This is a genomic window from Phaeobacter sp. (assembly GCF_022825805.1).
Taxonomy (GTDB): domain Bacteria; phylum Pseudomonadota; class Alphaproteobacteria; order Rhodobacterales; family Rhodobacteraceae; genus Phaeobacter.
This window is the reverse complement of record NZ_JAJDWC010000089.1, coordinates 57,775-82,862: the sequence shown is the minus strand read 5'-3', so window position 1 is coordinate 82,862 and position 25,088 is coordinate 57,775. Positions and strand designations below refer to the sequence as shown.

The window sequence follows — 25,088 nt, the reverse complement described above, 5'->3', positions numbered from 1 at the left end:
CGGTCTGCTCTCCTTTACCTTATGTTTGTATCCTGGCAAGGCGGTTTTATAGACATTTTCACTTGTGGCAGCCTATGTAGTAGGAGTAGGAACCGCACCCATGTTGAGCACACGCGCAAAATATCGTTTGGGACAAGTTGTCCGGCATCGCATCCACCCGTTCCGTGGAGTGGTTTTTGATGTCGATCCGCAGTTTGCCAACACCGAAGAATGGTACGAAGCCATTCCTGAAGACAGCCGCCCTGCAAAAGAGCAGCCTTTTTATCATTTGTTGGCTGAGAACGATCAGACATACTACGTTGCTTACGTGTCTGAACAGAACCTGGTGCCGGATTATTCAGGCGAACCGATTGGGCATCCAGATGTCTCGGACATGTTTGGCCCGTTCGACGACGGGGTCTATGCGCTTCAGTACCAGATGAACTGATCGCCGCCTGCACGGGCGCGCGCATGTGGTTTCACCCCACGCAAGCGGGATGAAACCCAAATCCGATCAATAGCCCAAAGCACAGCCATCTTTTCGGGCGTCACTTGCGCCCTCTAAAATACCGGTTTCATGGATTTGAATGGCCTGCGCGCCACCGATCGCGGTGTCGGGAATGACGACCTCATGGCCAAGGTTTTCAAGCTCTTGTCTGACAGCGTCGCTGTAGCCGCGCTCTACCTTTAGGATCGCACCATCGGCGAAGGCGCGTGGCATATCTATCGCGGATTGCGGGTCCATTCCGAAGTCTGTCAAATTGGATAGAAAGCGCGCGTGACCATTGGGCTGATAGGCGCCGCCCATCACGCCAAAGGGCATTGTCACATCCTGATCTTTGCGGAGCATGCCGGGAATGATGGTGTGCATTGGCCGCTTGCCACCAGCGAGTTCATTGGGGTGACCTTCTTCCAGCGTGAAGCCCGCCCCGCGGTTTTGCAGCAAAATGCCAAATTTTTCCGATGCGATGCCGGAGCCGAAGCCATGGAAGATGGAATAGATCAGCGAAACGGCCATGCGGTCCTTGTCGACCACGGTGATGTAGATCGTGTCCTTGTGAACCGCCTCGCTGATTTCGGCAGGTGCGCGCATAGCGGTCTTTGGGTCAATCCGTTTGGCCAGTTGCAATGCAGTCTCCGGCGCAAGCATATGGTCCAGACGTGAGGTGAAATCCGGATCGGCAATAAACCGGTTGCGCGCATCATAGGCCAGCTTGGCGGCTTCGGCTTCGATGTGCACGCGTTCTGCGCCCAACGGATCCATACTGCCAATGTCAAAGTGCTTCAGGATGTTCAGCATCAAAATCGCAGTGGCACCCTGGCCATTTGGTGGGTGCTCGACAAGGTCAACGCCCTTGTAACTGCCGGACACAGGTGATGTCTCGGTTGCGGCCACCGCGGCAAAGTCATCGGCGGAGTGTTTGCCCCCAAGCGCTGTGAGAGCAGCAATCATGTCGTCGGCGACTTCACCCTTATAAAACGCATCCCGCCCATCACTGGCAAGGCGGCGCAGAACTTCGGCCTGGCCGGGTGCCCTGAACATCTGCCCAACCTTTGGCGCGGCGCCATCAAACAGATATGCCTTGCGTGCTGCGCCTTGAAGCGTATCGGCATCATTGGCCCAATCAAATGCGACCCGCGGCGCAACCGGCACCCCTGCTTCGGCGTAGTGGATCGCAGGCTGCAGCAGAGCGTCCAGTCCAATCACGCCTTCGCTGTCTGACAGACGACAGAACGCATCAACCGCCCCTGGGATCGTTACGGCATCCGCACTGTTCAAGGGGACGGTCTGAAGGCCGCGTGCGCGCAAATCCGCGGCATTGGCAGCGGCAGCAGCACGCCCGGAGCCGTTCATAGCCTTGATGGGTTGGCCTGGTCGCGAATAGAGCACGAAACAATCCCCGCCCAGTCCGGTCATTTGCGGCTCACAGATCCCCAGAAGAATGGCGCCTGCAATGGCAGCGTCCATCGCATTGCCACCGCGTTTAAGGATGTCGATGGCGGCGTTCGCGGCCAAGGGGTGAGACGTTGCACAGAGCCCATTTTCGGCAAAAACGGCAGACCGGCCAGGTGTGTGAAAATCGCGCATAATACCTCCTCCAACTTGCAGGGAACATTAGACCCTGCAGCGCCAAAGGCAACGATGCTGCTGTCAGTTCAGGCTCTGATCAGGCAGGATGAAAGGTTCAATAAACCTGATTCGGTGGCCACGATCCCTTGCATGTGAGCTGGGGCACGCGGTTTACGCTCGACGTGGTTCATCTCAGTGGCGATGCGGCAAACGACTAGCGCGCGACCTGTGCTTGGGAAGGGTCCGCGCTGGAACGTGATCATCTGGAGTGGACGTGCGTTTCAGGTAACGCTCGGGGTGGCAGCTTGGCAGTCGAAGAGATGAAGGGCGGCTAGAGCCAGGTCGCACTCTGAAATGTTGTCACTTGCGGAGGATGTGACCTGGCTATGCCGGTTTGGCGTTGCGGGCCTGAAGTTCGAAGCGGAGGGCCAGGTTGTTGCCGCTGTCGCTGCGCTCGTATTGGACATCACTGGTGAGTTCACGGATCAATAACCAGCCGAAACCACCCTCTGGCAAATCCTCGGTCGCGACTGTCAGATCTTGGCGCGCCCCTGATGGCAGTTCGTTGTTCTTGAACGGGACGCCTGAGTCCCCGATCGATACCCAGAGATGGTCTGTGTCCAGGCTGCAATCAATGTTCACATCGCCAACGGCCATGCCTGCATAGGCGTGTTCGACAACGTTGTTCACAGCTTCCGTCAGCGCAATCTGCACCTCATCTGCTCGCGCCTCCGGCACGCCCATGGCGCGCAGGCGGTCCAAAACGGTCTGAATACCGGATCGTGCATCCAGTTCAGTCGCCGTGAACGAGCAGGTGAATGTTTCAGCCATAAACGTATCGCTCCGCGGTGCCAGCGCGTGTCTAATCAAGAATTAAGTCGGTTTGCGGATTGCGCGTCCGGTAGGGAGGCATAGAGATCAAAAACGGTGTCCATCCGGGTCAAGCGGAACACCTTGTCGACCATCGGCGTCAGCCCTGCCAAATCCAGTTTGCGGCCTTGACCGAGCTGTTTCATTGCTGCGACGATGGCCCCGAGGCCGCTTGAATCGATAAATTTGACCTCAGAAAGGTCCAAAATAACACGCTCGGGACCGTTTTCTGTGGTCGCGCGCATGTCTTCTTTGAATTGAATCGCCATCGCAGCGTCAATGCGTTCGGCATTGACGGTCACGATCTGAGTGCCATCCGCTGTGGTACTGGTCAGGCTCATCGGTGCTTGTCCCCGCGTCGAAAAGTGTTGACGATCAAAGTAGACGTCAATCCTTACGATTTTGTATGCACTATTTTGTCAATGGGAGGAATATTTGATGAAGAATGTTGTCATTGCTGGTGCGGCCCGGACTCCGATGGGGGGATTTCAGGGCATGTATGACGGTGTTGAAGCATCCGAATTGGGCGGTGTTGCCATTCGTGCGGCACTGGATGCGGCCGGTGCCAGCACCGTCGACGAAGTTCTGATGGGCTGTGTATTGCCTGCGGGCCAGGGTCAGGCGCCTGCACGGCAAGCCGGTTTCGCTGCAGGTTTGGGGGAAGACGTGCCTGCGACCACCCTGAACAAGATGTGCGGATCCGGGATGAAAGCCGCAATGATCGCGTATGATCAATTGGCTTTGGGTCACAGCAAAACCATGATCGCCGGCGGTATGGAGAGCATGACAAATGCGCCCTACTTGCTGCCAAAGATGCGCGGCGGCGCGCGGATTGGCCATGGTCAAGTGGTGGATCACATGTTCCTCGACGGGCTTGAGGATGCGTATGACAAGGGGCGCCTGATGGGCACCTTCGCCGAGGATTGTGCCGAGACTTACCAATTCACTCGGGAAGAGCAGGATGATTATGCGCTTCGGTCGTTGGCCAATGCACTGGAGGCGCAATCGTCTGGTGCGTTCAAGGCTGAGATCGCTGCCGTTACGGTGAAAGGGCGCAAGGGCGACACCGTGACCTCAATGGACGAGCAGCCGCAATCTGCGCGGCCGGATAAGATCCCGACGCTCAAACCGGCGTTTCGTAAGGATGGCACTGTGACGGCCGCAAATGCGTCGTCCATTTCCGACGGTGCTGCGGCCTTGTTGTTGGCAACAGAAGAGGCTGCAAAAGAACAAGGGCTTGCCATCAGGGCACGTATCTTGGGCCATGCGAGTCACGCCCAAGCGCCTGGGCTGTTTACAACCGCGCCTGTTCCTGCCGCGCGCAAGTTGATGGATCGGCTGGGCTGGGGTGTCGAAGATGTCGATCTTTGGGAGGTGAACGAGGCGTTTGCCGTCGTCCCCATGGCGTTCATGCGGGAGCTGGGCATTCCGCGGGACAAGGTCAATGTGAACGGTGGGGCCTGCGCGCTTGGTCATCCAATCGGGGCGTCTGGCGCGCGCATCATGGTGACCCTTTTGAATGCTCTTGAAACCCGCGGTCTGTCGCGCGGTATCGCTGCGATCTGCATCGGCGGCGGCGAGGGTACGGCGATCGCGATTGAACGCGTATAACGTCTGCATCAATGCGACCGACCTGAAGTAGGTCGGTCGCGTTAAGGATTAGAGGTACTGCCAGGCTTGAAACAACAGGCCAATCGTGAAGGCACCGCCTAGAGACAGGCCAATGTAAAGCAGGAAGACCGGCCACCGTGCCAAAGCCCAAACGGCCATAGCCGCTGGAATGGATGTGACGCCGCCAGCGACGAGGAAGGCAAGCCCTGCACCTGGTGCCATGCCTTGTTCGATCAGCCCGTTCACTAGTGGGAGTGCAGCGTACCCGTTCAGATATGCTGGGACGCCAACAAGCGTGGCAGACAGGATGGGTAGAACACCGGTCCCGCCGAGTACCTGCGTCACGGTTTCTGCAGGGATCCAGGCGGTCATCAGGCTTTCCAGCAAAAACGCCAAGACCAACCATTTGGTGAGAAACGCGGTCGTACTGAACGCGTTGGACAGGAAGGTACGGCGCCGGTCAGCTTCGTTCCAGAAGCGCCAGTGTACGGCGCCGGGGTTGCGCAGGTTGGCGGCGCCACAGCCGCCGTTCCCGACCCCATCCCGCAAGGGTGTCTTCAGAGCGCCACTGCCCGCCAGCACATGGGCAACAAGACCTCCAAACAGTCCCAGCCCGATGGCGGCGAAGGTTTTGGCAAGCGCGAATTCAAAACCCAATACCCCAGTCGTTAGCAAGAACATTGATGGATCCATAATGGGGGAGGCCAGCCAAAATGCCATCACGGCCGACAGGGGCACCCCCATCGAAAGCAATGCGGCGATCAGCGGAATAACCCCGCAAGAGCAGAATGGCGAAATACCTCCGGCGACTGCTCCAAGGGCGATCATCACCAGCGGTGCGCCGGTGAAAGCTTTGGCGATCAAACTGTCAGCCCCGGTTGCGCCCGCCCATGCTGCAACGAGGATCGAAAACAGTAGATACGGGCCTGTTGACAAGATTGCTGCTGCGACGAACTGACCGCTGTCATAGGCCTGTGCGGGTACGATAACGGCCAGCAGGGCAAAGATTGCGAGCGATGCGAGCCATACCATCTGTTGGCGCAGAACGCTCCATATTGCTGAAATTTGGCTCGGCTGATGATCAGAGATTTCCGTCATTTCTACATATCCAGTTTTGTAGTTATTTTGGTCAAAAAACAGCCTATGCGCTGTTTTGCAAAGAAGGCGGGGTCACACCCTGGCAACATTCGGCAGTCAAGAACGCGACAAGATCTTCGATCACATCGAAATGCGCTTTGCTGAAGACTTCGCGGCCGTGTTTTTCTTGGACCACCAGGTTGGCGTCGACCAGGGTCGATAGGTGATGCGCAAGCGTGGATGGCGCGAGATCCAGCATGGCGCCGATATCGCCGACCCGCAGACCAGAATGCCCAGTCTTCACCAACAGGCGAAAGATACTTAGCCGCGCGTCATGTCCGAGCGCCGCGAGGGCGCGTGCTTGTGATGTCTGAGTTGTCATGAGATCAAAATAACTACATATCTAGTTTTGTAAAGGGGTGGACGATGATCTGATTGACCATGCGCCAATCACACGGCACACAGGCGGCACTCCGGCCCCCAAACCAAAAGGTAAGTTGATGACGACTTGTGTGAATTATTCCGATTTGACCAAGACGATTGCCGCGCTGACCGATGGGGAAACGGATGCCGTTGCTCTGATGGCAACGATTGCCTGCGAGGTGCATCATGCGGATGACAGGTTCAATTGGACCGGGTTTTATCGTGTGGTTGAACCAGAGCTGCTGAAGATCGGGCCCTACCAGGGTGGACATGGATGCCTGCAGATCCCCTTTGCACGAGGGGTATGTGGTGCGGCGGCTCGGACCGGTGACATTCAGCTGGTCCCAGATGTGGATGCGTTTCCGGGCCATATTGCCTGTGCGTCTTCCACGCGATCAGAACTGGTCTTGCCGGTATTTGGCAGTGCTGGCGAAGTGATTGCTGTGTTTGATCTGGATAGCGATTTGCCGGATGCGTTTACGGAAACGGATGCAGCGGAACTCGACAAGATCTTGCGCCAGGTGTTCGGCCGTATCTGAATCGACGGCCGATCGCAGGGTTTCTTTGCGAATCCTCTGAAACAGATGCGCCCGGGGTTGCCTGAGTGTGAGCTGCGCCAGGTGTAATGCGTGCCGTCTGTTGGGTTGAACCACAAGGTGCGCGCATGGCGGTTGCTGCGCGTGACTGCAGCTGCCCAAATTGTGCGGTCCCGATGCGAAGTTGCATAAAAATCAGTGTCTTATCGAATTTTTGCCTGCCTATTTAGGGTCGGGCAGCCAAGGGTAATTCGGTCCGGGTATTCCATGATCTGACTGGCGTTCCATTTCGCCATCTTCGGACGTGAAAAAACGCTTGGAAATTTCACGAACTCAGTGCACGATGAAAAAGAGCTAGATTTTTTCACGGATACTTCAGTGACCGACCACAGTCCGCAACCTGCCACCCTTGGCGCTGATCTGCGCGCTTTGCGCAAGGCGCGCAGCCTAACGCTGAGCGATCTTGCGAACCATCTTGGCCGGTCTGTTGGCTGGCTGAGCCAGGTGGAACGCGACAAATCCGAGCCTTCGATTTCGGATTTGAGAGCAATTGCAAAATGTCTCGATGTCCCGATGTCGATGTTGTTTGCCCATTCCGCCGCTCCAGCAGAAGAGCAGGGATATGTCGTTCGTGCGGGTGCCCGTCGGCCCATGGGTTCCGGTGAAGAAGGGTTGATGGAAGAGCTTTTGTCCCCGGATTTGACGGATGATTTCGAAATGGTGCATTCCACCTTTCGACCTCGCTCCCATATGCAAACACCTGCGGACCGCCCAACACAGGAGGTTGGTTACATCATTTCGGGTCGGCTGGATCTGGTTATTGGCGGACGATCCTTTTCGGTCGGACCTGGGGATAGTTTCCGCATTCGTCATGAGCCCTATCAGTGGTCCAACCCTTACGACGAACCCTGTGTTGCGGTCTGGGTGATCGCGCCTCCGGTGTATTGACTCATGTCTGTTGAAGCCTGGAGCATATTTGCGCTGTTTTGGGTGGTTTTTGTCACCACCCCTGGTCCGAATGCGGTGAACTGCATCTCAAACGGGATGAGCCTTGGGCTGCCCAAAGCCATGCTTGGCGTGCTGGCGATCCTGACCCAGGCGAGCTTGTTTCTGGTGCTCTCCGCGCTTGGTGTAACAGCGCTGATTGCCACTTCGCCGACCGGGTTTTTCATGGCAAAATTAGTAGGCGCTGGTTTCCTGATATACTTGGGGTGGCGCGGTTGGAAGACTGCCACCCGTCCCGCGCCCTCCGCCGAACGTCCGGCGCGGCATGTCTATTTGCATGCGCTCGCGGTGGCGACCATCAACCCCAAAAGCGTTGCTGGATATCTCGCTGCGTTTTCGCAATTCGTGCAGCCCGATGTGTCGATCTGGCAGCAGATGATTGTGATTGTCCCGACCGCTTTGACCATCACGGCGTTGGCGTACACGGGGTTCACGCTCTTGGGTGTGGTTCTGGGACGGGCTGCGCTGACGGCTGTTTTCAATGTCTGGATACGCCGTCTGATGGCCGTGTGTTTCATTGTCTATGGCGTGTTGTTGGGGATCAGCAGCACACCACAGCCGGAGGGTGCAGCATGATCAAAGGCAGCTGCCTCTGCGGTGACATTCAGTTCGCGACCGAAGCAACGCCGCAAGGGCCTTCGATGTGCCATTGCAGTCAATGTCGCAAACAATCCGGTGGCATCTGGTCGTCCGCCTATGTGAAGCAAACCGATTTGGAGATTTCGGGCGCGGTCCGTTGGTACGAATCCAGCCCGACCGCCAAGCGCGGGAGCTGCGCGCGCTGCGGCTCGTTCCTTTTCTGGCAGGCCCACAATGAAGACACCATCAGTTTCGCGCTTGGCGCCATAGACGGATCATCCGGGCTCAAGATCGAGAAACACATCTTTGTCCGCCACAAGGCCGACTTTTACGAAATTGCGGACGGCGTGCCGCAAAGAGACTGAGATTAGGGAGCTATCATGTCTGATTTTCCAATAAAGGCCCGCGTGGTCATCATCGGCGGTGGCGTCGTTGGCTGCTCGGCCCTGTATCACCTTGCTAAAAAAGGCTGGACCGACTGTGTCCTGCTCGAGAAGAACGAACTGACGGCAGGGTCGACCTGGCACGCTGCGGGCAACGTTCCGACGTTCTCGACCTCTTGGTCGATCATGAACATGCAGCGCTATTCAACCGAGCTGTATTCCGGGCTGGCCGAAGAAGTCGACTATCCGATGAACTATCATCAGTCCGGCTCCATTCGCCTAGCGCACACAAAAGAGCGGATGCAAGAGTTCGAACGCGCCTGCGCCATGGGTCGGTATCAGGGCATCAAGATGGAGATCTGGACGCCGGAACAGGCCAAAGAGCATTATCCATTCTTGGAGATCCATGATCTTGAGGGTGTCTTGTTCGACCCGACCGATGGCGACATCGATCCAGCCCAGGTGACGCAGGCGTTGGCCAAAGGCGCGCGCGATCTGGGTCAGAAAATCATCCGCTTCTGCCCGGCTACCGGCGTCACGCAGAACGAGGATAAAACCTGGATTGTGCACACCGAAAAGGGCGATATCGAATGTGATTACGTGGTGAACGCCGCTGGTTACTACGCGCAGCGCATCGGTGAATGGTTCAAACCCTATGGCGGTCGGACAGTTCCGATGATGGTGATGGAACATCAGTATCTGCTGACCGAGCAGATCCCCGAGATCGAGGCGCTTTATAAAGAAACTGGGAAAAAACTACCCCTGATCCGCGATGTTGATGTGTCTTACTATCTGCGTCAGGAAAAAGGCGGTTACAACCTCGGCCCGTATGAGCCGAACTGCAAAGCGCATTGGGTCGATGCCGAAGACGCCATGCCAGAGGATTTCAGCTTCCAGCTGTGGCAGGAAGATCTGGATCGTATTGAAGACATCGTCGTCGATGCCATGGCTCGTGTGCCGTTGATGGAAACATCCGGTGTGTCCAGTGTCATCAACGGCCCGATTCCCTACGCGCCCGATGGTTTGCCGCTGATCGGCCCAATGCCCGGTGTTGAAAACGCGTTTGAGGCTTGTGTCTTTACCTTCGGCATCGCGCAGGGCGGTGGTGCAGGTAAGGTGCTGGCTGAATGGATCGTAGACGGTCAGACCGAATGGGACATGTGGTCCTGTGATCCGCGCCGCTACACCGACTACACCGATCAGGACTACTGCAACAAGAAAGGCATGGAAGTCTATGGCAACGAATATGCCATGCACTTCCCCCACCACGAATGGCCTGCTGCGCGGGACAAAAAGCTGTCTCAGGTGCATGCCAAGGTGAAGGAGCTGGGTGGCCAGATGGGTGCCTATAATGGCTGGGAGCGCGCCAACTGGTTTGCGCAGCCCGGTGATGACACCTCGGAGGAGGCGACACACACCTGGGGACGGTCCGGCCCTTGGCAGGAGCGCATCAAAGAAGAATGCGAAGCGGTCCGGGACGGCGTTGGCGTATTGGACCTGCCAGGCTTCTCGCGGTTCAATCTGTCCGGTGAAGGTGCGGCAGAATACCTGCGCGGGCGTGTGACCGGCGGTCTGCCCAAAGTTGGCCGTATGAACCTGGTCTACTTCTCCGATGACCGGGGGCGCATTCTGACAGAGATGTCCTGTATTCGCCATGGCGAGGATCACTTCACCATGATCACCGCCGCTGCAGCCCAATGGCACGACCGGGATGTTCTGACGCGCGGGATGCCTGCGAATTTGACCCTGACCGATCACACCACCGAGTATGGCACCATGATCGTGACTGGCCCGAAATCGCGGGATCTGTTGGCTGCCATCAGCGATGCAGATCTGTCCCTGGGTTGGCTGACGCATCAGGAAGCAACCGTTGCAGGCAAGCCTGCGTTCCTTGCGCGCGTGTCTTTTGCGGGTGAGCTGGGATGGGAGGTGCACTGTGCCAATGCCCATCAGGCAGCGATCTATGATGCAATCCTGGAAAATGGTGCAAAACCATTTGGGATGTACGCGCTGAACTCGCTGCGCATCGAAAAAGGTTATCGTGCTTGGAAGGGTGATCTGTCCACGGATTACTCCCTGCTGCAGGGTGGTCTGGAGCGTTTCGTTAAGCTGGACAAACCGCAGGACTTCCCCGGCAAAGCCGCCATTCAGGCGGAAAAACAGCAGGGTGTGCAGAAGCGGTTTGTGACGCTGAAGGTCGACGCAGGTGATGCGGATGCGCCTTACATGTCCTGCATCCGTCACGGTGATGACATCGTCGGGGAAACCACTTCGGGCGCCTATGGCTACCGGGTGAATTCCTCCATCGCGCTGGGCATGGTTCGGGCAGATCTGGCCGAGCCGGGAACCGAGCTGGTTGTCGAAATCTACGGGGAAGCGTGCCGTGCAGTTGTGCAGCCGGACGCACCCATGTGGGATCCGAACAATGACCGGCTCCGCGCCTGATCGTGGTCACTCCGGCTCTCGTAGTGCGAGGGCCGGAGATACACCTTGGCAAGTGGACATTCTGCTTGCCGAGGGGTTTGTCCTGACCGAGTTTTCTGCCGTTGTAGAGCCGCTTCGCCTGGCCAATCGGGTTCTGGCGCAGCCGCCTTTCAGCTGGACGCTGAGATCCGCCAATGGTGGGACTGTCGGTTGCCGTGCCGGGGCGACGGTCCAAACGGAGAAGTTCGCTGTCCGCCCACAGGCGGATTGCGTGTTTGTGCTCGGCAATAGCGATCCCGATTGTGCAGCGCTGTCGCTTGGGCCTCTGATTTCCAACTATCGTGGACGTGGCGCCAAGATCTATTTGCTTGCAGAAGCGGCCAGCCGCTACATCCGAGATCACGCGCGCGATGGTCGGCAACACACCACCCATTGGGAAAATGCGACCCTTCTCCGGGAGCGTTCGGGTCTGTTCGACGCCAATTTCGCACTTGCCAGTGAAGATGGACAGGTTGTGACATGCGCGGGCATGGGGGCGACGGTTGATATTGTTCTGGCAATGATCGGGCAGGTGACCAGTGCCGCGGCGCAGATGACCGTTGCCAATATCCTGCTGCATGAAAAAGTGCGCGACTATGGTTCCTTGCAACCCTTCTCAGGCGTCAAACCGACGATCACAGGGGATGCCGATTTGGATCAGGCGATCCGAATCATGCAGGACCATGTCGAAGAACCATTACCGATCGGGGAAATTGTCGATCATCTGGGGATTTCAACACGGTCGCTTGAGCGGAAGTTCAAGACGTTTCTGGGAACAACGCCAAACGGGTTCTACCGCGAAATGCGGCTGAGCAAAGCGAATAACCTACTCCTCAATACAACATTGAGCGTGCGGGAAATTGGGCTGGCCTGTGGGTTTTCCAATGGGTTTTCGACACTATACAAGGCGTTTTTCGGTGTCACGCCATTGAATTTGCGCAAATCGCGCCGGGATTCCGCCGGATTGCGCCCGTCAGAAAGACATGCGTCGCCTGACCCGCGGCCAGAGTGAAAATCAACCCGAGCAATAAAATCCTTGCTGTGTGAATAGTCGCTATGATTTGGCGTTTTTCGTTCATTTTTTGTCGCGTCCCCGTGGCATCGTCAGCGCAGCGAGATCAGGAGAAATGAAATGAGCGATCTTCCAAACAAGGCCCGGGTGGTCATTATCGGTGGCGGTGTCATTGGCTGTTCTGTGGCCTACCACCTGACGAAATTGGGCTGGAAAGACGTGGTGTTGCTGGAACGCAAACAGCTGACATCCGGCACAACTTGGCATGCTGCAGGATTGATCGCTCAGCTGCGCGCGACAGCCAATATGACCAAGTTGGCAAAGTACTCACAGGAGCTCTATGGCTCTCTGGAGGAAGAGACAGGTGTTGCAACCGGCTTTAAGCGTTGTGGATCCATCACTGTTGCGCTGACCGAAGAGCGTAAGGAAGAGATTTTCCGCCAGGCTGCTATGGCGCGCGCTTTTGGCGTCGAGGTCGAAGAAATCTCGCCAGAGGAAGTCAAGAAACGCTATGAGCATCTGAACGTCGGGGATGTCACAGCGGGTGTCTGGCTGCCGAAGGACGGGCAGGGCGACCCGGCCAACATCGCATTGGCATTGGCCAAAGGCGCGCGTCAGTGCGGTGCTCTGGTCAAGGAGCGGATCAAAGTCACGGGTATTTCCAAAACAGGCCGTCGCGTGACCGGCGTTGACTGGGTCAGCGACGACGGGCAGTCCCAGGGACACATCGAAGCCGACATGGTGGTGAACTGCGCGGGTATGTGGGGCCACGAGGTCGGCCGTATGGCTGGCGTCAATGTGCCACTGCACGCGTGCGAACATTTCTACATCGTGACCGAAGGCATCGAAGGTTTGACGCAGATGCCGGTTCTGCGGGTGCCGGACGAATGCGCCTACTACAAAGAAGACGCTGGAAAGATCCTTCTTGGCGCGTTTGAACCCAATGCCAAACCCTGGGCGATGAACGGTATTCCTGACACGTTCGAGTTTGACCAGCTGCCTGAAGACTTCGACCACTTTGAGCCGATTCTGGAAGCGGCCTGCAACCGTATGCCAATGTTGGCAGAGGCAGGCATTCATACCTTCTTCAACGGTCCTGAATCCTTCACGCCTGATGATGCCTACCACCTTGGTCTGGCGCCAGAGATGGACAACGTCTGGGTTGCTGCAGGGTTCAACTCCATCGGTATTCAATCCGCGGGTGGCGCCGGGATGGCGCTGGCGCAGTGGATGGATGAGGGGCAAAAGCCGTTTGATCTGGGTGATGTGGATATTTCGCGCATGCACCCATTCCAGGGCAACAAACACTATCTCTTCGAACGCTCGAAAGAGACCTTGGGCCTGCTTTATGCGGATCACTTCCCCTATCGTCAAAAGGCCACCGCGCGTGGTGTGCGTCGAACTCCGTTCCACCATCACCTCCTTGAACAGGGCGCTGTGATGGGTGAAATTGGCGGTTGGGAGCGGGCCAACTGGTTCGCAAACGACGGTCAGGAGCGCGAATATCAGTATAGCTGGAAGCGGCAGAACTGGTTTGAAAACTCTGCATCTGAGCACAAAGCCGTCCGCGAAAATGTCGGCATGTACGACATGTCGTCCTTCGGTAAGATCCGGGTCGAAGGTCCAGATGCCGAACGGTTCCTGAACTATGTGTGTGGTGCAAACCTCAGCGTGCCAACAGGCAAGATCGTTTATACTCAGTTCTTGAACAGCCGAGCCGGTATCGAAGCCGATGTCACCGTCACGCGGCTGAGCGAAACCGCTTATCTGGTTGTCACACCTGCGGTGACTCGACTGGCGGACCAGACCTGGATGATGCGCAACAAGGGTAATTTCAACGTTGTCATCACGGATGTCACAGCAGGTGAGGGTGTATTGGCCGTGATGGGTCCGAATGCCCGGGCGTTGCTGCAAAAGGTTTCGCCCAACGACTTCTCCAACGAGGTGAACCCCTTCGGCACGGCGCAAGAGATCGAGCTTGGCATGGGGCTCGCGCGGGTGCATCGCGTCACCTATGTCGGCGAGCTGGGTTGGGAAATCTATGTCGGCGCTGATATGGCGGGCCACGCCTTCGAGACGCTCTGGGAGGCGGGGCAAGACATGGGGCTGAAGCTCTGCGGGATGCATATGATGGACAGCTGTCGCATCGAAAAAGGCTTCCGCCACTTCGGGCATGATATCACTTGCGAAGACAACGTGATTGATGCGGGCCTTGGGTTTGCGGTGAAGACGGACAAAGACGACTTCATTGGCAAAGCCGCTGTGCTGGAACGCAAAGAGACAGGTCCGAAGTTCCGCATGGTGCAATTCAAACTGACGGACGCAGAGCCACTTTTGTTCCACAACGAGCCGATCATCCGGAATGGGGAATATGTGGGCTACCTCAGCTCTGGCAACTATGGCCACACGCTGGGTGCAGCGATCGGTATGGGCTATGTCCCATGTGAAGGGGAAAGTGCTGCAGATGTGCTTGGATCAACCTATGAGATTGACGTCATGGGCACCAAAGTGCGGGCTGAAGCGTCCTTGAAGCCGATGTACGATCCTAAATCTGAGCGGGTTAAGGCCTGATCGCGGCGCGACATTGCAGACAATCCAAGATCGAAGGCAGGGTTCAACGGCCCTGCCTTTTTCTGTGCGAAACAAACACTTTGGCCTGCTGCAGTTTGTCTTGCATCGAGGGCCAGGCCCGGCTCATATCGGGTCGTGAGGTCAACATTCCAGGACAGAGAAGATGAGCAACCCTGACTATATGTTTGAAGCCAGTTCCAAACCGTCTTTGCCCTGGCATGAGGTGCCGTTGATCCGCGCCACTGACGAGAGTGTCCGTGGGTATGGGCAGTTGGTGGACGACCCGGATTGTTTTGAGATTGAGATTGCCCAATGGCCGCGACAGGGCTGGCGTCCTATTGATGATGGAACCGGCGATGAAGGCGGTTGGGTCGAAGGCACCTTTAAGTGCAATTGGCAGGGTGATGTCCTTTATGGTGAAAACGAGGCCGTGAATGGCAACTATGTCCTTGGCTGGTCGGCCGACCCGCAGCAGGCCAAGGCCGAACGGCAAACCGCCCCGCGCGATCAGGTTCTTCTGTGGCACATGAATTACCATCCGGATGGTGGGCAGCTGTTCTTTCCATTGGATAATAAACCATTCATTGTTCCGCTTGCCTTGCCGGGCGACAACCTGAGCCCGGACAAAGTGGTCGCGTTTTGGTGCGACGGATCGAAAGGTCTCTATATTCATCCAAATATCTGGCATGAGGGTATTTTCCCTGTGGATGACACACAGCGGTTCCTTGATCGTCAGGGGGCAGTCCATGCGCGGGTCAGTGCAGATATCGGGAAAGAGTTCGGCGTCTATCTGTCCTGTCCTTTGCGGGCGGACCGTATAAAGGACCTGTAGCAGCAGGCAACAATCTGTTGGCGGTCTGTGCTGCGCTTGCTGCTTGCCAGACCACTCCACCCTATTGGCCTTGATGGAGCCTATCTGTGTCATCGATTTCTGTTATGTTCGCCATAACAGCAACCGCTCTTTTTTGTCCTGTGTCGAGCTGTAATAAATGCGCATCCCACGCAATCACGGGCTGTTTAAATAGCTGGAGTGCGCCGGGCAGTTTGACACACGGAGAAGCGGTTTATGTCCGATCAGGTGAAAGAAAACGTCGACACACCTCAGGGCCTGGTTTTTGCGATTTCCGCCTATCTGATGTGGGGGTTCCTGCCGCTGTATATGAAAGCGATGGAGCATATGCCCGCTGCTGAAATTGTTGCCCATCGTGTGATCTGGTCGGTGCCGGTGGCAGGTATCTTGTTGCTGTTGTTGCGCAGGACCCGGGATCTGAAAGAGGCGCTGACCTCGCCCAAAGTGCTTGGCATGGCCTGCATCACTGCCACACTGATTTCGGTCAACTGGGGCATCTATATCTGGTCGATCGCAACCGGCCATGCATTGGACGCCGCGTTGGGATATTACATCAACCCGCTGTTCAGCATCATGTTGGGCGCGGTGCTGTTGGGCGAACGGTTGACGGTTGCCCAATTGGTGGCAATCGCCCTCGCAGGGTTGGCTGTCTTGATCCTGGCGTTGGATGCTGGACAATTGCCGTGGGCCGCGATTGGTTTGACCCTAACTTGGGGGTTTTATGCCTTTTTCAAGAAATCGCTGCCCATCGGCCCCAATCAGGGATTTATGCTGGAGGTGCTTTTGTTGACGCCACCGGCGCTGGTTTATCTGATGTATGCGACCACGACGGGCGAAGCACATTTTGGTGGCACCACCACGGATACGGTCTTGTTGCTGGGCTGTGGTCTGATCACTGCGATACCGCTGATCGTTTATGCCAACGGCGCTAAACTGTTGCGTTTGTCCACCATCGGGATCCTGCAGTATATTGCGCCCACGATGATCTTTCTTGCCGCGGTGTTCCTGTTTGACGAGGAATTTGGCCGAGCCCGAATGATCGCCTTTCCGATGATTTGGTTGGCCTTGATCATCTACTCGACATCTCTGCTGCGGCAAATGCGTCGTGCATGATTGATGGTGCATTTTGGTGTAATGCGGCCATAATCGCCTCTGCCCAAACAGCATATCCCGCCGCAGACGGGTGATAGCCGTCAGACGCCATGACCTCGTCGGTCAAAGCTATCGGGCAAGGCAAGTGAACGAGTGTTTCCCGTTTTGCTGCGAGTGCGCGCAGAACGGCATCGAGGCGATCTGCGTGGCGCCCAAGACACCAGGCCAGCGGATTGGGCAAAGCTGGAAACTGCGCCATGGGCGGGACGCCTGACAGCACGACTGCTTTTGCCTCAAACCGATCATGTAAAAGATCGATCAGACTCGACTGTTCCATGTGAAACGTTCGCGCAGCCGTGAAACGTGTCACCTCATTCACACCCAAGGCCACCACAACGATATCGAACCGCTGTCTGGGCAACGCCTTCAGCCGGGCCAGCGTATCTGCCGTGCGATGGCCTGTTGTTGCCGCCAGCGTCCAATCGACACTGATTGTTTTTTGGAGCGCACGGGTCAGATGCCCGCTGAGCGCCTCGTCTTGATGAGGTGCGCCAACCCCGGCAGCCGAGCTGTCGCCCGTGATGAGCAGTCTGACAGTATGGTCGGCTGCTGCGCAGTTCAGCAGCCCCACCCGCGGCCCGTCTGGTTCCGGCAGTTTGCGCGCGTTGGAGCGCACCCAGATCGCCTGCAGGAGCAGGACAGGCAACATCACTATGCGGAGTATGAGATCCATTGCGTCACTGTCATTTGTGTTGTGCACCAACACAAGCCAGACGTGAGGACATCTTGCCCAGATGGGTGTTGAAGGTTAGGGACGGGACATGACGCTTTCCTCTGACTATAACCCGCCACAGGACCCTCTGGAGCTATTGCATCACGACAGCGAGATCGCCGTCGTCAACAAGCCGCACGGCCTGTTGAGCGTACCGGGCAGAGGGGAACATCTGGCAGATTGTCTGTTGTCACGGGTGCAAGCGATTTTTCCCGAAGCGTTGCTGGTGCATCGTTTGGACCGGGACACTTCCGGTGTGATGGTCTTTGCCATGACAGCGCATGCGCAGCGGCATTTGTCGATGCAGTTCGAAAAACGCACGACGAAAAAAGCCTATGTCGCCCGCGTCCACGGACGACTGGCGTCGCGCAGTGGTACGGTCGATCTGCCGTTGATCGTCGATTGGCCCAATCGTCCGCGCCAGAAGGTGTGCCATGAGACCGGCAAAGCCGCGATCACCGATTGGCGTGTGACGAAATACGAAGACAATGCCACCCGGGTTCGTTTGTCCCCGAAAACAGGCCGCTCGCATCAATTGCGGGTCCATATGTTGGCGTTGGGCCATGTCATCTTGGGGGATCCACTTTATGCCGAAGGCGCGGCACGTGCCCATGACCGGTTGATGCTGCATTCAGAAGAGTTGCGTATCAAACACCCAAATTCCGGCGAATCCCTGAAGTTCCGCGCCAAGGCACCGTTCTGATCGCTAAACGGCGATCCGCAGCCAGCTTTTGGGTAGGATATCGGGATTGTGCAGTTTGGGGTCTCCGAACCATTTGGCAGGTCCCGCCACCTGGCGATCTGGATTCTGGTTGAGCCATGCTCCCCACCAGGAGAAAGAGCTGTTCCCGATGATGTTGTGGCGACACAGGCTCATCAACCGCATGTCTTCAAAATCTGTATCCGCTCCGTTGAAATCGACCACGACCTTCTTGCAAGGCAGGGGGAGATTGTCTTTTGCCCATTGCGGGTCATCTGAAAACACAAAGACAGTCGGTTCTGTTTGCAAGCGGTCTGTGATCTGCTCCAGAGCGGCATCATAGTAAGCCTGATCGCACAGAACATGGGCCGCAAGCGTCAGATAATCCCCACGGCGCACATGCAGCGAAACAGCGTTTGCTTCGTTGATCTGTGCGGCCATTTCGGCGTTTTGTTGGTTGGAAAAATCCGGAAAGGCAAAGTCACGTCGGATGCGTTCGCTGATAGCGTCAAAGTACTGCTCTGTTTGCCAGTACCCATGCAAGTAGCTGTGGTCACCCCAGTCGTCAAACGCGTTGTTATACCCGAGACCTGTTTCGCGTCGGAACTGCGGACGTAGACCCAATTGCGCCCCAAGGCTGCGCCACAAAGCATATCTGATGGGGTGAGTTTGTTTGAGAGGAGGGAGCGGATCAGGCTCCGCAAGATCAAGATCAAACACCCGTGTCAGCACGCCTTCGCCACGCGAAATTGCCCCGCGGCTGTCCAACGCCAATGACGTGCCCAGCCGTTCTGCAAGTGCCCGCCCGGCTGCGTATTGGAACATCTGGTTGCCAAGGCGGCCATGCAGGCGCGTGGTAATCATATCTCGTGCTCCGTACCATCAACACTGCCCTCATACGCGTTGGCCCGGATGCTGGCCAGTCCTGCAATGCCTAGACCGGCTTGCGCTTTGTCCAAATGCTCAGTGGGACCACCCCAAGATCAGGTGCGGGTGCTTCATCTAGGTAGTTTATAAATTCAATGGAATGCCCATCTGGGTCCTTCACATAAATAGAGACCGCGGGCATCCATCCGATGACGACAGGTTCATCAGTGGAAACACCATCGAAGTCCAACGGTGTGATGTCCTGCGTACGCAGTGTCTGACACATGGTCTCTATCTTCTGGAGTGAACTGCGAAACGCCATATGTAGCCTGAGCCCCAACGGCGCACTGCCGCTTTCCCAGAGGCCAAGCATCCCTGATTGTGGTGCGCCGACCCATAGGAAGGCAGCACGTCGCTCCGACAGCATACGGGCCAGTCGAAGACCGAGCTTCTGTTGATAGAAGTTCAGCGATACCTCGAGGTTGCGCACTGTCAGATGCGTTTCATAGATCCCGCGAAGGTCCAGGTTTAGCGGGGCAACATCGGTTTGGGTGGTCTCCATTTTCACACTCTGCCTTACAAATTTCCAATGTTGGGAATCCTGCAAGCTCAAGCGTGTTTGAGGTCAAGTCCAACTCTATGATTGGAGTTTCAGTACTGTGAAAAAGAAAGAGCCATCACAATGGATGGCTCTTTGGTCTTGCTAATGACACAACAGATGCACGCTGCGTTACTCTGCGGCCCAACCACCGACAGCTTTGATTTCAAGGAAATCCTCAATCCCCCAGCTGCCACCTTCGCGGCCATTGCCGGATTGCTTCATGCCACCGAATGGGGATCCTGCAGATCTGGATTTGCCATTCATTTCAACCATCCCGGCGCGCAGTTTCCGGGCCATCCGATTGGCGCGGGCCGGATCCTGGGTCTGCACATAGTTGGTCAGGCCGTAGGGCGTGTCATTGGCAATCTCGATGGCCTCTGCCTCGGTTTCAAAAGGGATGATCGCCAACACCGGGCCAAAAATTTCTTCCCGCGCGATGGTCATTTGATTGTTCACATCGGCAAAGATCGTGGGTTTGACATAGAAGCCTTTGTCCAAACCGTCCGGCCGCCCTGTGCCGCCTGCCACCAAACGGGCGCCTTCGTCGATGCCTTTTTGAATGAGCCCTTGGATTTTGGTCCACTGCAGTTCATTGACGACGGGTCCGATATGACGGCCTTCCTGCGAGGCTGGTCCGACCTCGACTTTCGCAGCAACAGCAGCGGCTTCTGCGACGGCCTGATCATAAAGCTCTTTTTGGACCAACATCCGGCTTGGCGCGTTGCAGCTCTGACCGGTGTTGTTCATCATATGTAGCACACCGCGTTTTACAGCCTTTTCATCCGCATCTTCAAAGATGACATTGGCCCCTTTGCCACCAAGCTCCAGATGCACTTTTTTCAAGGTATCTGCAGCCGCCTTGGAAATTGCGGTGCCTGCGCGTGTGGATCCGGTGAATGACACCATGTCGATATCGGGATGGCTGGACAATTGTGTGCCAACCCCAACACCGTCGCCGTTTACCAGGTTGAAGACCCCAGCCGGGAACCCCGCCTCATCCATCATTTCGGCAAAGATCATAGCGTTCAGGGGGCTTTGCTCGGATGGTTTCAAAACCATCGTACACCCTGCAATCGCGGCGGCCCCGACTTTCAGGGTGATTTGGTTCATCGGCCAATTCCACGGGGTGATCAGAGCGGCAACGCCAACCGCCTCGTGGATAATGCGATCCTGGGGAGCATGGTCTCCAAGCGGGCGATCAAACTCAAACTTCTTTGCCGCGCGGATGAAATTTTGAAGATGATAGCTGCCTGCGCCGGCTTGCTGGCTCCTGGCCATGTCAATGGGTGCGCCCATCTCGATGCTCATGGCTTGCGCCAGATCTTCGGTCCGGGTCTCGTAGACCGCGATCAGTTTTTCGACCAGCGCAATACGTTCTGCAACCGGCGTTTCCATCCAGCCAGGCAGTGCGGCCTTTGCAGCAGCAACCGCTGCATTGGTGTCGGCCTCTGAACCCAGTGAAATCACGGCGCAAGGGGTCTCTGTCGAAGGATCGATCACTTCGAAGTCGTTTGGTGCGGCGGGTGAAACCCATTGCCCATTGATGTAGAAATCGCGTTTTTCGATCATTGTGTGACCTCCCGAACAATCCATTTGTGCAGGCCTCCGCCCACCATTTGCCACACTCTTACATTGCGCTTTGCCAACAGCAAGAGGGGCTGATTTAATTTGATCAAATTATTGGTTGAGAGGTCAGTTGTTCTCGGTGCGGCAAAGGAACGGGAACGCTTTGCTTTGGTCTGCGCCGCTCTGGGCGGGGTGGGTCTTTTTGCGGTTGGATCGACGATGAAGGGTTTAACCTCCGCCCGCAGTGGTTAGGTTATCGCCATACCATGCATGCATTTGACAGCAAAGGAGAGCGCCATGGGTTTGCGTATCAATGATGTGGTTCCGGATTTCACCGCCGACACCGATCACGGCACCATTTCTTTCCATGACTGGATCGGCGACAGCTGGGCGATCCTGTTTTCTCACCCCAAAGACTTCACCCCTGTCTGCACGACCGAGTTTGGCGCCGTTGCACAATTGGCCGATGAATGGGCTGCGCGGAATACCAAAGTCATCGGCGTGTCCGTAGACGGTGTGGAGGATCACAAGAAATGGAAAGGTGACATCGAGACCTTCGCCGGGACGCCTGCGGGCTTTCCGATCATCGCGGATGATGGGCTGGCGGTTTCCAAAGCGTTCGACATGTTGCCTGCCGAGGCCTATCTGCCGGACGGTCGCACACCTGCAGACAGTGCAACTGTGCGCTCGGTCTTTATCATCGGACCTGACAAGCAGCTGAAATTGTCGATGACCTATCCAATGACGGTCGGCCGCAACTTTGCGGAGATCTTGCGCGCGCTGGATGGCTTGCAGATGTCCGGTAAGGGCGTCGCAACACCTGCGAACTGGGTTCCAGGCGAAGATGTCATCATTCCTCCCACCGTGTCGAACGAAGATGCCAAGGCAAAGTTTGGTGAGTTCGAAACCATCTTTCCCTACCTGCGCAAAACCAAGGCGCCGGAATAATCACGCTATGATATCGGTAAGGGGTCAGTTGGCTCCTTACCGCTCACGCCTTTTGTCCTCCGCATGGACCGCTGGCATCCATTGTTTGTTTACCAAAATTGCCGTGTTCACGGGCGTTGCGGTCGCAGGGCAACCTGCGTGCGATAAATCGCACGCTTTATTTCTCGTGCCAGCTTACCGCCTGTTGGGCGTGATTGAATGGTTGAGCCGCCGAGCGCATCGGTCTCTTCCGAAACCCCGTTGGGGTATAGAGTGTGAACCGTCTGGCCATGGATCCAATGCATCTGCAGGAACGTGTCGACCGGGCGATCGAGGGTTTCACTGGCGGCCAGCAGATGCCGTGCCGCATGCCTCCCGATCACCTGTGCAACGGTCTGCAGTCCAATTCTTTTAGGCAGGAAAAGACAGGTGCCACCGTGGCTCGCCACGAGGCTTTGCGGCTTTTCACGGTTCTTGGCGGGCAAACGGATCATGTGATCGGGCCCGGCATGTTGATGCACCAACTCCATCGCCGACGGCCATAATGTGTCATCGGGCACCATGTCGTCTTCAACGATCAGCCCGAAGGCATCATCACCGTTGGCAATCATCTCCCAGCATTTGCGATGCGAGAGAAAGCAGCCAATCTCTCCGGGGCTCAGGGCAAAGGGATAGTGCGGGACATGAAGGTCACCCTGTCTACAGTTGACTTGACCTTTGGCCACCACATCACGCCCGTTGACTGCATCAACGACCTGCGCCTGTGGCAATCTGTCGAGCAGTTGCGCCACGTTGGCCGCACGGGCCTGATTGCCCTGCATATGAATGATGTAAGACCGCATGACGTAGATCTATCGGCAGAGAGCCCAACAAGAAAGAGGGCGGCAAGGCCCCAATGAAAAACCCCGCCCAATAGGCGGGGTTTCGTTTTATTGAAGAGCGACTGGTATCAGTCGGCGGTCTCTTCTTTCTTTTCGGCTTTGATCTCTTCGCCGGTTTCCTGATCCACAACCTTCATGGACAGGCGCACCTTGCCGCGATCGTCAAAGCCCAGCAGCTTCACTTTCACTTCCTGGCCTTCCTTCAGCACGTCCGAAGGATGGTTCAGTCGGCGGTTTTCGATCTGGGACACGTGCACCAGGCCGTCGCGCTTGCCAAAGAAGTTCACGAACGCACCGAAATCAACGATCTTAACGACCTTGCCGGTGTAGACGGCGCCTTCTTCCGGCTCTGCCACGATCGAATGGATCATGTCATAGGCCTTCTGGATCGCAGTGCCATCGGCAGAAGCGATTTTGATCACGCCGTCGTCGTTGATGTCGACTTTTGCACCAGAGGTTTCCACGATCTCGCGGATCACTTTGCCGCCGGAGCCGATCACTTCACGGATTTTGTCGGTCGGGATCTGCATGGTCTCGATGCGAGGCGCGTGCACGGAGAACGCATTGGTTTCCGACAGAGCTTTGCCCATCTCGCCGAGGATATGCAGGCGGCCGTCCTTGGCCTGAGCCAGGGCTTTCTCCATGATTTCAGGTGTGATGCCTGCAACCTTGATGTCCATCTGCAGCGAGGTGATGCCGTTTTCGGTACCCGCCACTTTGAAGTCCATATCACCAAGGTGATCTTCGTCGCCGAGGATGTCGGACAGGATCGCATAGGAGCCGTCTTCTTCCAGGATCAGACCCATGGCCACACCGGCAACCGGTGCTTTCAGCGGAACGCCGGCGTCCATCATGGACAGCGAACCACCGCAGACCGACGCCATCGAGGAGGAGCCATTGGATTCGGTGATCTCAGACACCACGCGAACGGTGTAGGGGAAATCAGTCGGCGCAGGCAGAACCGCCTGCAGCGCGCGCCATGCCAGTTTGCCGTGGCCGATTTCACGACGACCCGGAGAACCGACACGACCAACTTCACCAACGGAATAGGGAGGGAAGTTGTAGTGCAGCAGGAAGTTCGATTTGAAATTGCCGTGCAGCGCGTCGATGAACTGTTCGTCATCACCGGTGCCAAGCGTGGTCACGGCCAGCGCCTGTGTTTCACCACGGGTGAACAAGGAGGAGCCGTGGGTGCGCGGCAGCATGCCGGTTTCGGCAACGATCTGACGGACGGTTGTGGTGTCACGGCCGTCGATGCGCTTGCCGCCTTTGACAACATCACCGCGCAGAATGCCGGCTTCCAGTTTCTTCATCGCAGAACCGAGGTTCGCGTCACCCAGCTGCTCTTCGCTCAGAGCGGCTTTGATGGTTTCGCGGGCAGCGGACACGGCTGCGGTGCGCTCTTGCTTGTCTGTGATTGCAAAAGCTGCACGCATTTCGGTTTCGCCAGCAGCTTTCACCGCGTCATACAGGTCGGAATAGTCCGGCGCCTGGAAGTCAAACGGTTCTTTTGCAGCTTCTTCAGCCAGCGAGATGATCAGGTCGATCACCGGCTGGATCTGCTCATGTGCGAAGTTCACCGCACCCAGCATCTCTGCTTCGGTCAGCTCATAGGCTTCCGATTCAACCATCATCACGGCGTTTTTGGTGCCGGCAACAACCAGATCCAAACGCTGCTCTGGGTTGAGACGCAGATCCTGCATGTCATCAACCGTCGGGTTCAGCACATACTCACCATCGGTGAAGCCAACGCGCGCACCGGCAATCGGGCCCATGAATGGCGCACCAGAGATGGTCAGTGCGGCAGAGGCGGCGATCATCGCAACGATGTCCGGATCGTTGACCAGGTCGTGGCTCAGGACGGTACACATCACCAGAACTTCGTTTTTGAAGCCAGGGACGAACAGCGGACGGATCGGACGGTCGATCAGACGTGCGGTCAGGGTCTCTTTTTCGGTCGGGCGGGCTTCACGCTTGAAGAAGCCACCGGGGACTTTGCCCGCAGCGTAGTATTTCTCTTGGTAGTGGACGGTCAGCGGGAAGAAGTCCTGACCAGGCTTTTGTTCCTTGGCAAAAGTCACGTTTGCCATAACCGAGGTCTCGCCCAGGGTGGCAATCACGGTGCCATCTGCCTGACGGGCGACCTTGCCGGTCTCCAGCGTGAGCGTTTCTTCGCCCCACTGCATCGATTTCTTAGTTACGTTAAACATCTGTCGTATCCTAAAAGGGAGCGCTCCCGGCCCTCCGGGTCT

The 25,088-nt window shown here is 56.7% G+C and carries 24 protein-coding genes; 13 read left to right on the top strand and 11 right to left on the bottom strand.

Annotation, left to right across the window (positions count from 1 at the left end; genetic code table 11):
* The first annotated feature begins 100 nt into the window (after nucleotides 1–100).
* On the top strand, nucleotides 101–427 hold the full coding sequence (gene hspQ, locus Q0C28_RS10275) for a heat shock protein HspQ (protein ID WP_293575410.1): 327 nt from the start codon (nucleotides 101–103) through the stop codon (nucleotides 425–427).
* 66 nt (nucleotides 428–493) lie between these two features.
* Here hspQ and Q0C28_RS10270 read toward each other — a convergent pair whose 3' ends face one another.
* From Q0C28_RS10270 to Q0C28_RS10260, 3 genes are all read right to left on the bottom strand, one after another.
* The gene (locus Q0C28_RS10270) at nucleotides 494–2,068 is read right to left on the bottom strand and encodes a gamma-glutamyltransferase family protein (protein ID WP_293575408.1); all 1,575 of its coding nucleotides are present in this window, start codon (nucleotides 2,066–2,068) and stop codon (nucleotides 494–496) included.
* A gap of 366 nt (nucleotides 2,069–2,434) precedes the next feature.
* The gene (locus Q0C28_RS10265; RefSeq protein WP_293575406.1) at nucleotides 2,435–2,881 is read right to left on the bottom strand and encodes an ATP-binding protein; all 447 of its coding nucleotides are present in this window, start codon (nucleotides 2,879–2,881) and stop codon (nucleotides 2,435–2,437) included.
* Nucleotides 2,882–2,916: 35 nt separating this feature from the next.
* Nucleotides 2,917–3,261 (bottom strand): STAS domain-containing protein, encoded by a 345-nt coding sequence (locus Q0C28_RS10260; protein ID WP_293575404.1) that lies wholly within the window; start codon nucleotides 3,259–3,261, stop codon nucleotides 2,917–2,919.
* Between the two features lie 97 nt (nucleotides 3,262–3,358).
* On the opposite strand from Q0C28_RS10260, the gene Q0C28_RS10255 reads away from it, so the two are divergent.
* Nucleotides 3,359–4,531 (top strand): acetyl-CoA C-acyltransferase, encoded by a 1,173-nt coding sequence (locus Q0C28_RS10255; protein WP_293575402.1) that lies wholly within the window; start codon nucleotides 3,359–3,361, stop codon nucleotides 4,529–4,531.
* Between the two features lie 48 nt (nucleotides 4,532–4,579).
* Here Q0C28_RS10255 and Q0C28_RS10250 read toward each other — a convergent pair whose 3' ends face one another.
* On the bottom strand, nucleotides 4,580–5,629 hold the full coding sequence (locus Q0C28_RS10250; protein WP_293575400.1) for a permease: 1,050 nt from the start codon (nucleotides 5,627–5,629) through the stop codon (nucleotides 4,580–4,582).
* Between the two features lie 43 nt (nucleotides 5,630–5,672).
* Entirely contained in the window at nucleotides 5,673–5,990 is a 318-nt protein-coding gene (locus Q0C28_RS10245) for a metalloregulator ArsR/SmtB family transcription factor (protein WP_293575398.1), read from the bottom strand.
* A gap of 118 nt (nucleotides 5,991–6,108) precedes the next feature.
* Between Q0C28_RS10245 and Q0C28_RS10240 the strand changes: the two genes are divergently transcribed.
* The 9 genes from Q0C28_RS10240 to rarD all read left to right on the top strand — a co-directional run bounded on the left by Q0C28_RS10240 (nucleotide 6,109) and on the right by rarD (nucleotide 16,543).
* On the top strand, nucleotides 6,109–6,570 hold the full coding sequence (locus Q0C28_RS10240) for a GAF domain-containing protein (RefSeq protein WP_293575396.1): 462 nt from the start codon (nucleotides 6,109–6,111) through the stop codon (nucleotides 6,568–6,570).
* A 375-nt stretch (nucleotides 6,571–6,945) separates the two neighbouring features.
* Nucleotides 6,946–7,515 carry a helix-turn-helix domain-containing protein gene (locus Q0C28_RS10235; RefSeq protein ID WP_293575394.1) on the top strand — a complete coding sequence of 190 codons (570 nt, stop codon included), beginning with the start codon at nucleotides 6,946–6,948 and terminating at the stop codon, nucleotides 7,513–7,515.
* Between the two features lie 3 nt (nucleotides 7,516–7,518).
* Nucleotides 7,519–8,148, top strand: a complete 630-nt coding sequence (locus Q0C28_RS10230) for a LysE family translocator (protein WP_293575392.1) — start codon at nucleotides 7,519–7,521, stop codon at nucleotides 8,146–8,148.
* Nucleotides 8,145–8,516, top strand: coding sequence for a GFA family protein (locus Q0C28_RS10225; RefSeq protein ID WP_293575390.1), 372 nt, complete (start codon nucleotides 8,145–8,147; stop codon nucleotides 8,514–8,516). The genes Q0C28_RS10230 and Q0C28_RS10225 overlap by 4 nt, the downstream gene beginning before the upstream one ends.
* Before the next feature lie 15 nt (nucleotides 8,517–8,531).
* Nucleotides 8,532–10,979 (top strand): FAD-dependent oxidoreductase, encoded by a 2,448-nt coding sequence (locus tag Q0C28_RS10220; protein WP_293575388.1) that lies wholly within the window; start codon nucleotides 8,532–8,534, stop codon nucleotides 10,977–10,979.
* Nucleotides 10,960–12,009, top strand: coding sequence for a helix-turn-helix domain-containing protein (locus tag Q0C28_RS10215; protein ID WP_293575386.1), 1,050 nt, complete (start codon nucleotides 10,960–10,962; stop codon nucleotides 12,007–12,009). The genes Q0C28_RS10220 and Q0C28_RS10215 overlap by 20 nt, the downstream gene beginning before the upstream one ends.
* A 120-nt stretch (nucleotides 12,010–12,129) precedes the next feature.
* Nucleotides 12,130–14,580, top strand: a complete 2,451-nt coding sequence (locus Q0C28_RS10210) for an FAD-dependent oxidoreductase (protein WP_293575384.1) — start codon at nucleotides 12,130–12,132, stop codon at nucleotides 14,578–14,580.
* 163 nt (nucleotides 14,581–14,743) lie between these two features.
* Nucleotides 14,744–15,412 (top strand): ureidoglycolate lyase, encoded by a 669-nt coding sequence (locus tag Q0C28_RS10205; protein ID WP_293575382.1) that lies wholly within the window; start codon nucleotides 14,744–14,746, stop codon nucleotides 15,410–15,412.
* 234 nt (nucleotides 15,413–15,646) lie between these two features.
* On the top strand, nucleotides 15,647–16,543 hold the full coding sequence (rarD, locus tag Q0C28_RS10200; protein WP_293575380.1) for an EamA family transporter RarD: 897 nt from the start codon (nucleotides 15,647–15,649) through the stop codon (nucleotides 16,541–16,543).
* Here rarD and Q0C28_RS10195 read toward each other — a convergent pair.
* Entirely contained in the window at nucleotides 16,500–17,255 is a 756-nt protein-coding gene (locus Q0C28_RS10195) for an SGNH/GDSL hydrolase family protein (RefSeq protein WP_293575378.1), read from the bottom strand. The two genes, rarD and Q0C28_RS10195, sit on opposite strands and share 44 nt — an antisense overlap.
* An 88-nt stretch (nucleotides 17,256–17,343) precedes the next feature.
* Here Q0C28_RS10195 and Q0C28_RS10190 point away from each other — a divergent pair, with 88 nt between their 5' ends.
* The gene (locus tag Q0C28_RS10190; protein WP_293575376.1) at nucleotides 17,344–17,997 is read left to right on the top strand and encodes an RluA family pseudouridine synthase; all 654 of its coding nucleotides are present in this window, start codon (nucleotides 17,344–17,346) and stop codon (nucleotides 17,995–17,997) included.
* A gap of 3 nt (nucleotides 17,998–18,000) precedes the next feature.
* Here Q0C28_RS10190 and Q0C28_RS10185 read toward each other — a convergent pair whose 3' ends face one another.
* From Q0C28_RS10185 to Q0C28_RS10175, 3 genes are all read right to left on the bottom strand, one after another.
* Nucleotides 18,001–18,858, bottom strand: a complete 858-nt coding sequence (locus tag Q0C28_RS10185; RefSeq protein ID WP_293575374.1) for an alpha-1,2-fucosyltransferase — start codon at nucleotides 18,856–18,858, stop codon at nucleotides 18,001–18,003.
* 70 nt (nucleotides 18,859–18,928) lie between these two features.
* The gene (locus Q0C28_RS10180; protein ID WP_293575372.1) at nucleotides 18,929–19,423 is read right to left on the bottom strand and encodes a VOC family protein; all 495 of its coding nucleotides are present in this window, start codon (nucleotides 19,421–19,423) and stop codon (nucleotides 18,929–18,931) included.
* Between the two features lie 168 nt (nucleotides 19,424–19,591).
* Complete coding sequence (locus Q0C28_RS10175; protein WP_293575370.1) at nucleotides 19,592–21,031, bottom strand: aldehyde dehydrogenase family protein; 1,440 nt, start codon at nucleotides 21,029–21,031, stop codon at nucleotides 19,592–19,594.
* Between the two features lie 294 nt (nucleotides 21,032–21,325).
* On the opposite strand from Q0C28_RS10175, the gene Q0C28_RS10170 reads away from it, so the two are divergent.
* Complete coding sequence (locus Q0C28_RS10170) at nucleotides 21,326–21,976, top strand: peroxiredoxin (protein WP_293575368.1); 651 nt, start codon at nucleotides 21,326–21,328, stop codon at nucleotides 21,974–21,976.
* 107 nt (nucleotides 21,977–22,083) lie between these two features.
* Here the strand turns inward: Q0C28_RS10170 and Q0C28_RS10165 are convergent, their stop codons facing one another.
* Together Q0C28_RS10165 and pnp are read right to left on the bottom strand one after the other, a co-directional pair.
* Nucleotides 22,084–22,797, bottom strand: coding sequence for a glycosyltransferase family 25 protein (locus Q0C28_RS10165; RefSeq protein ID WP_293575366.1), 714 nt, complete (start codon nucleotides 22,795–22,797; stop codon nucleotides 22,084–22,086).
* Between the two features lie 107 nt (nucleotides 22,798–22,904).
* Entirely contained in the window at nucleotides 22,905–25,046 is a 2,142-nt protein-coding gene (gene pnp, locus Q0C28_RS10160; protein WP_293575364.1) for a polyribonucleotide nucleotidyltransferase, read from the bottom strand.
* Nucleotides 25,047–25,088: the final 42 nt, after the last annotated feature.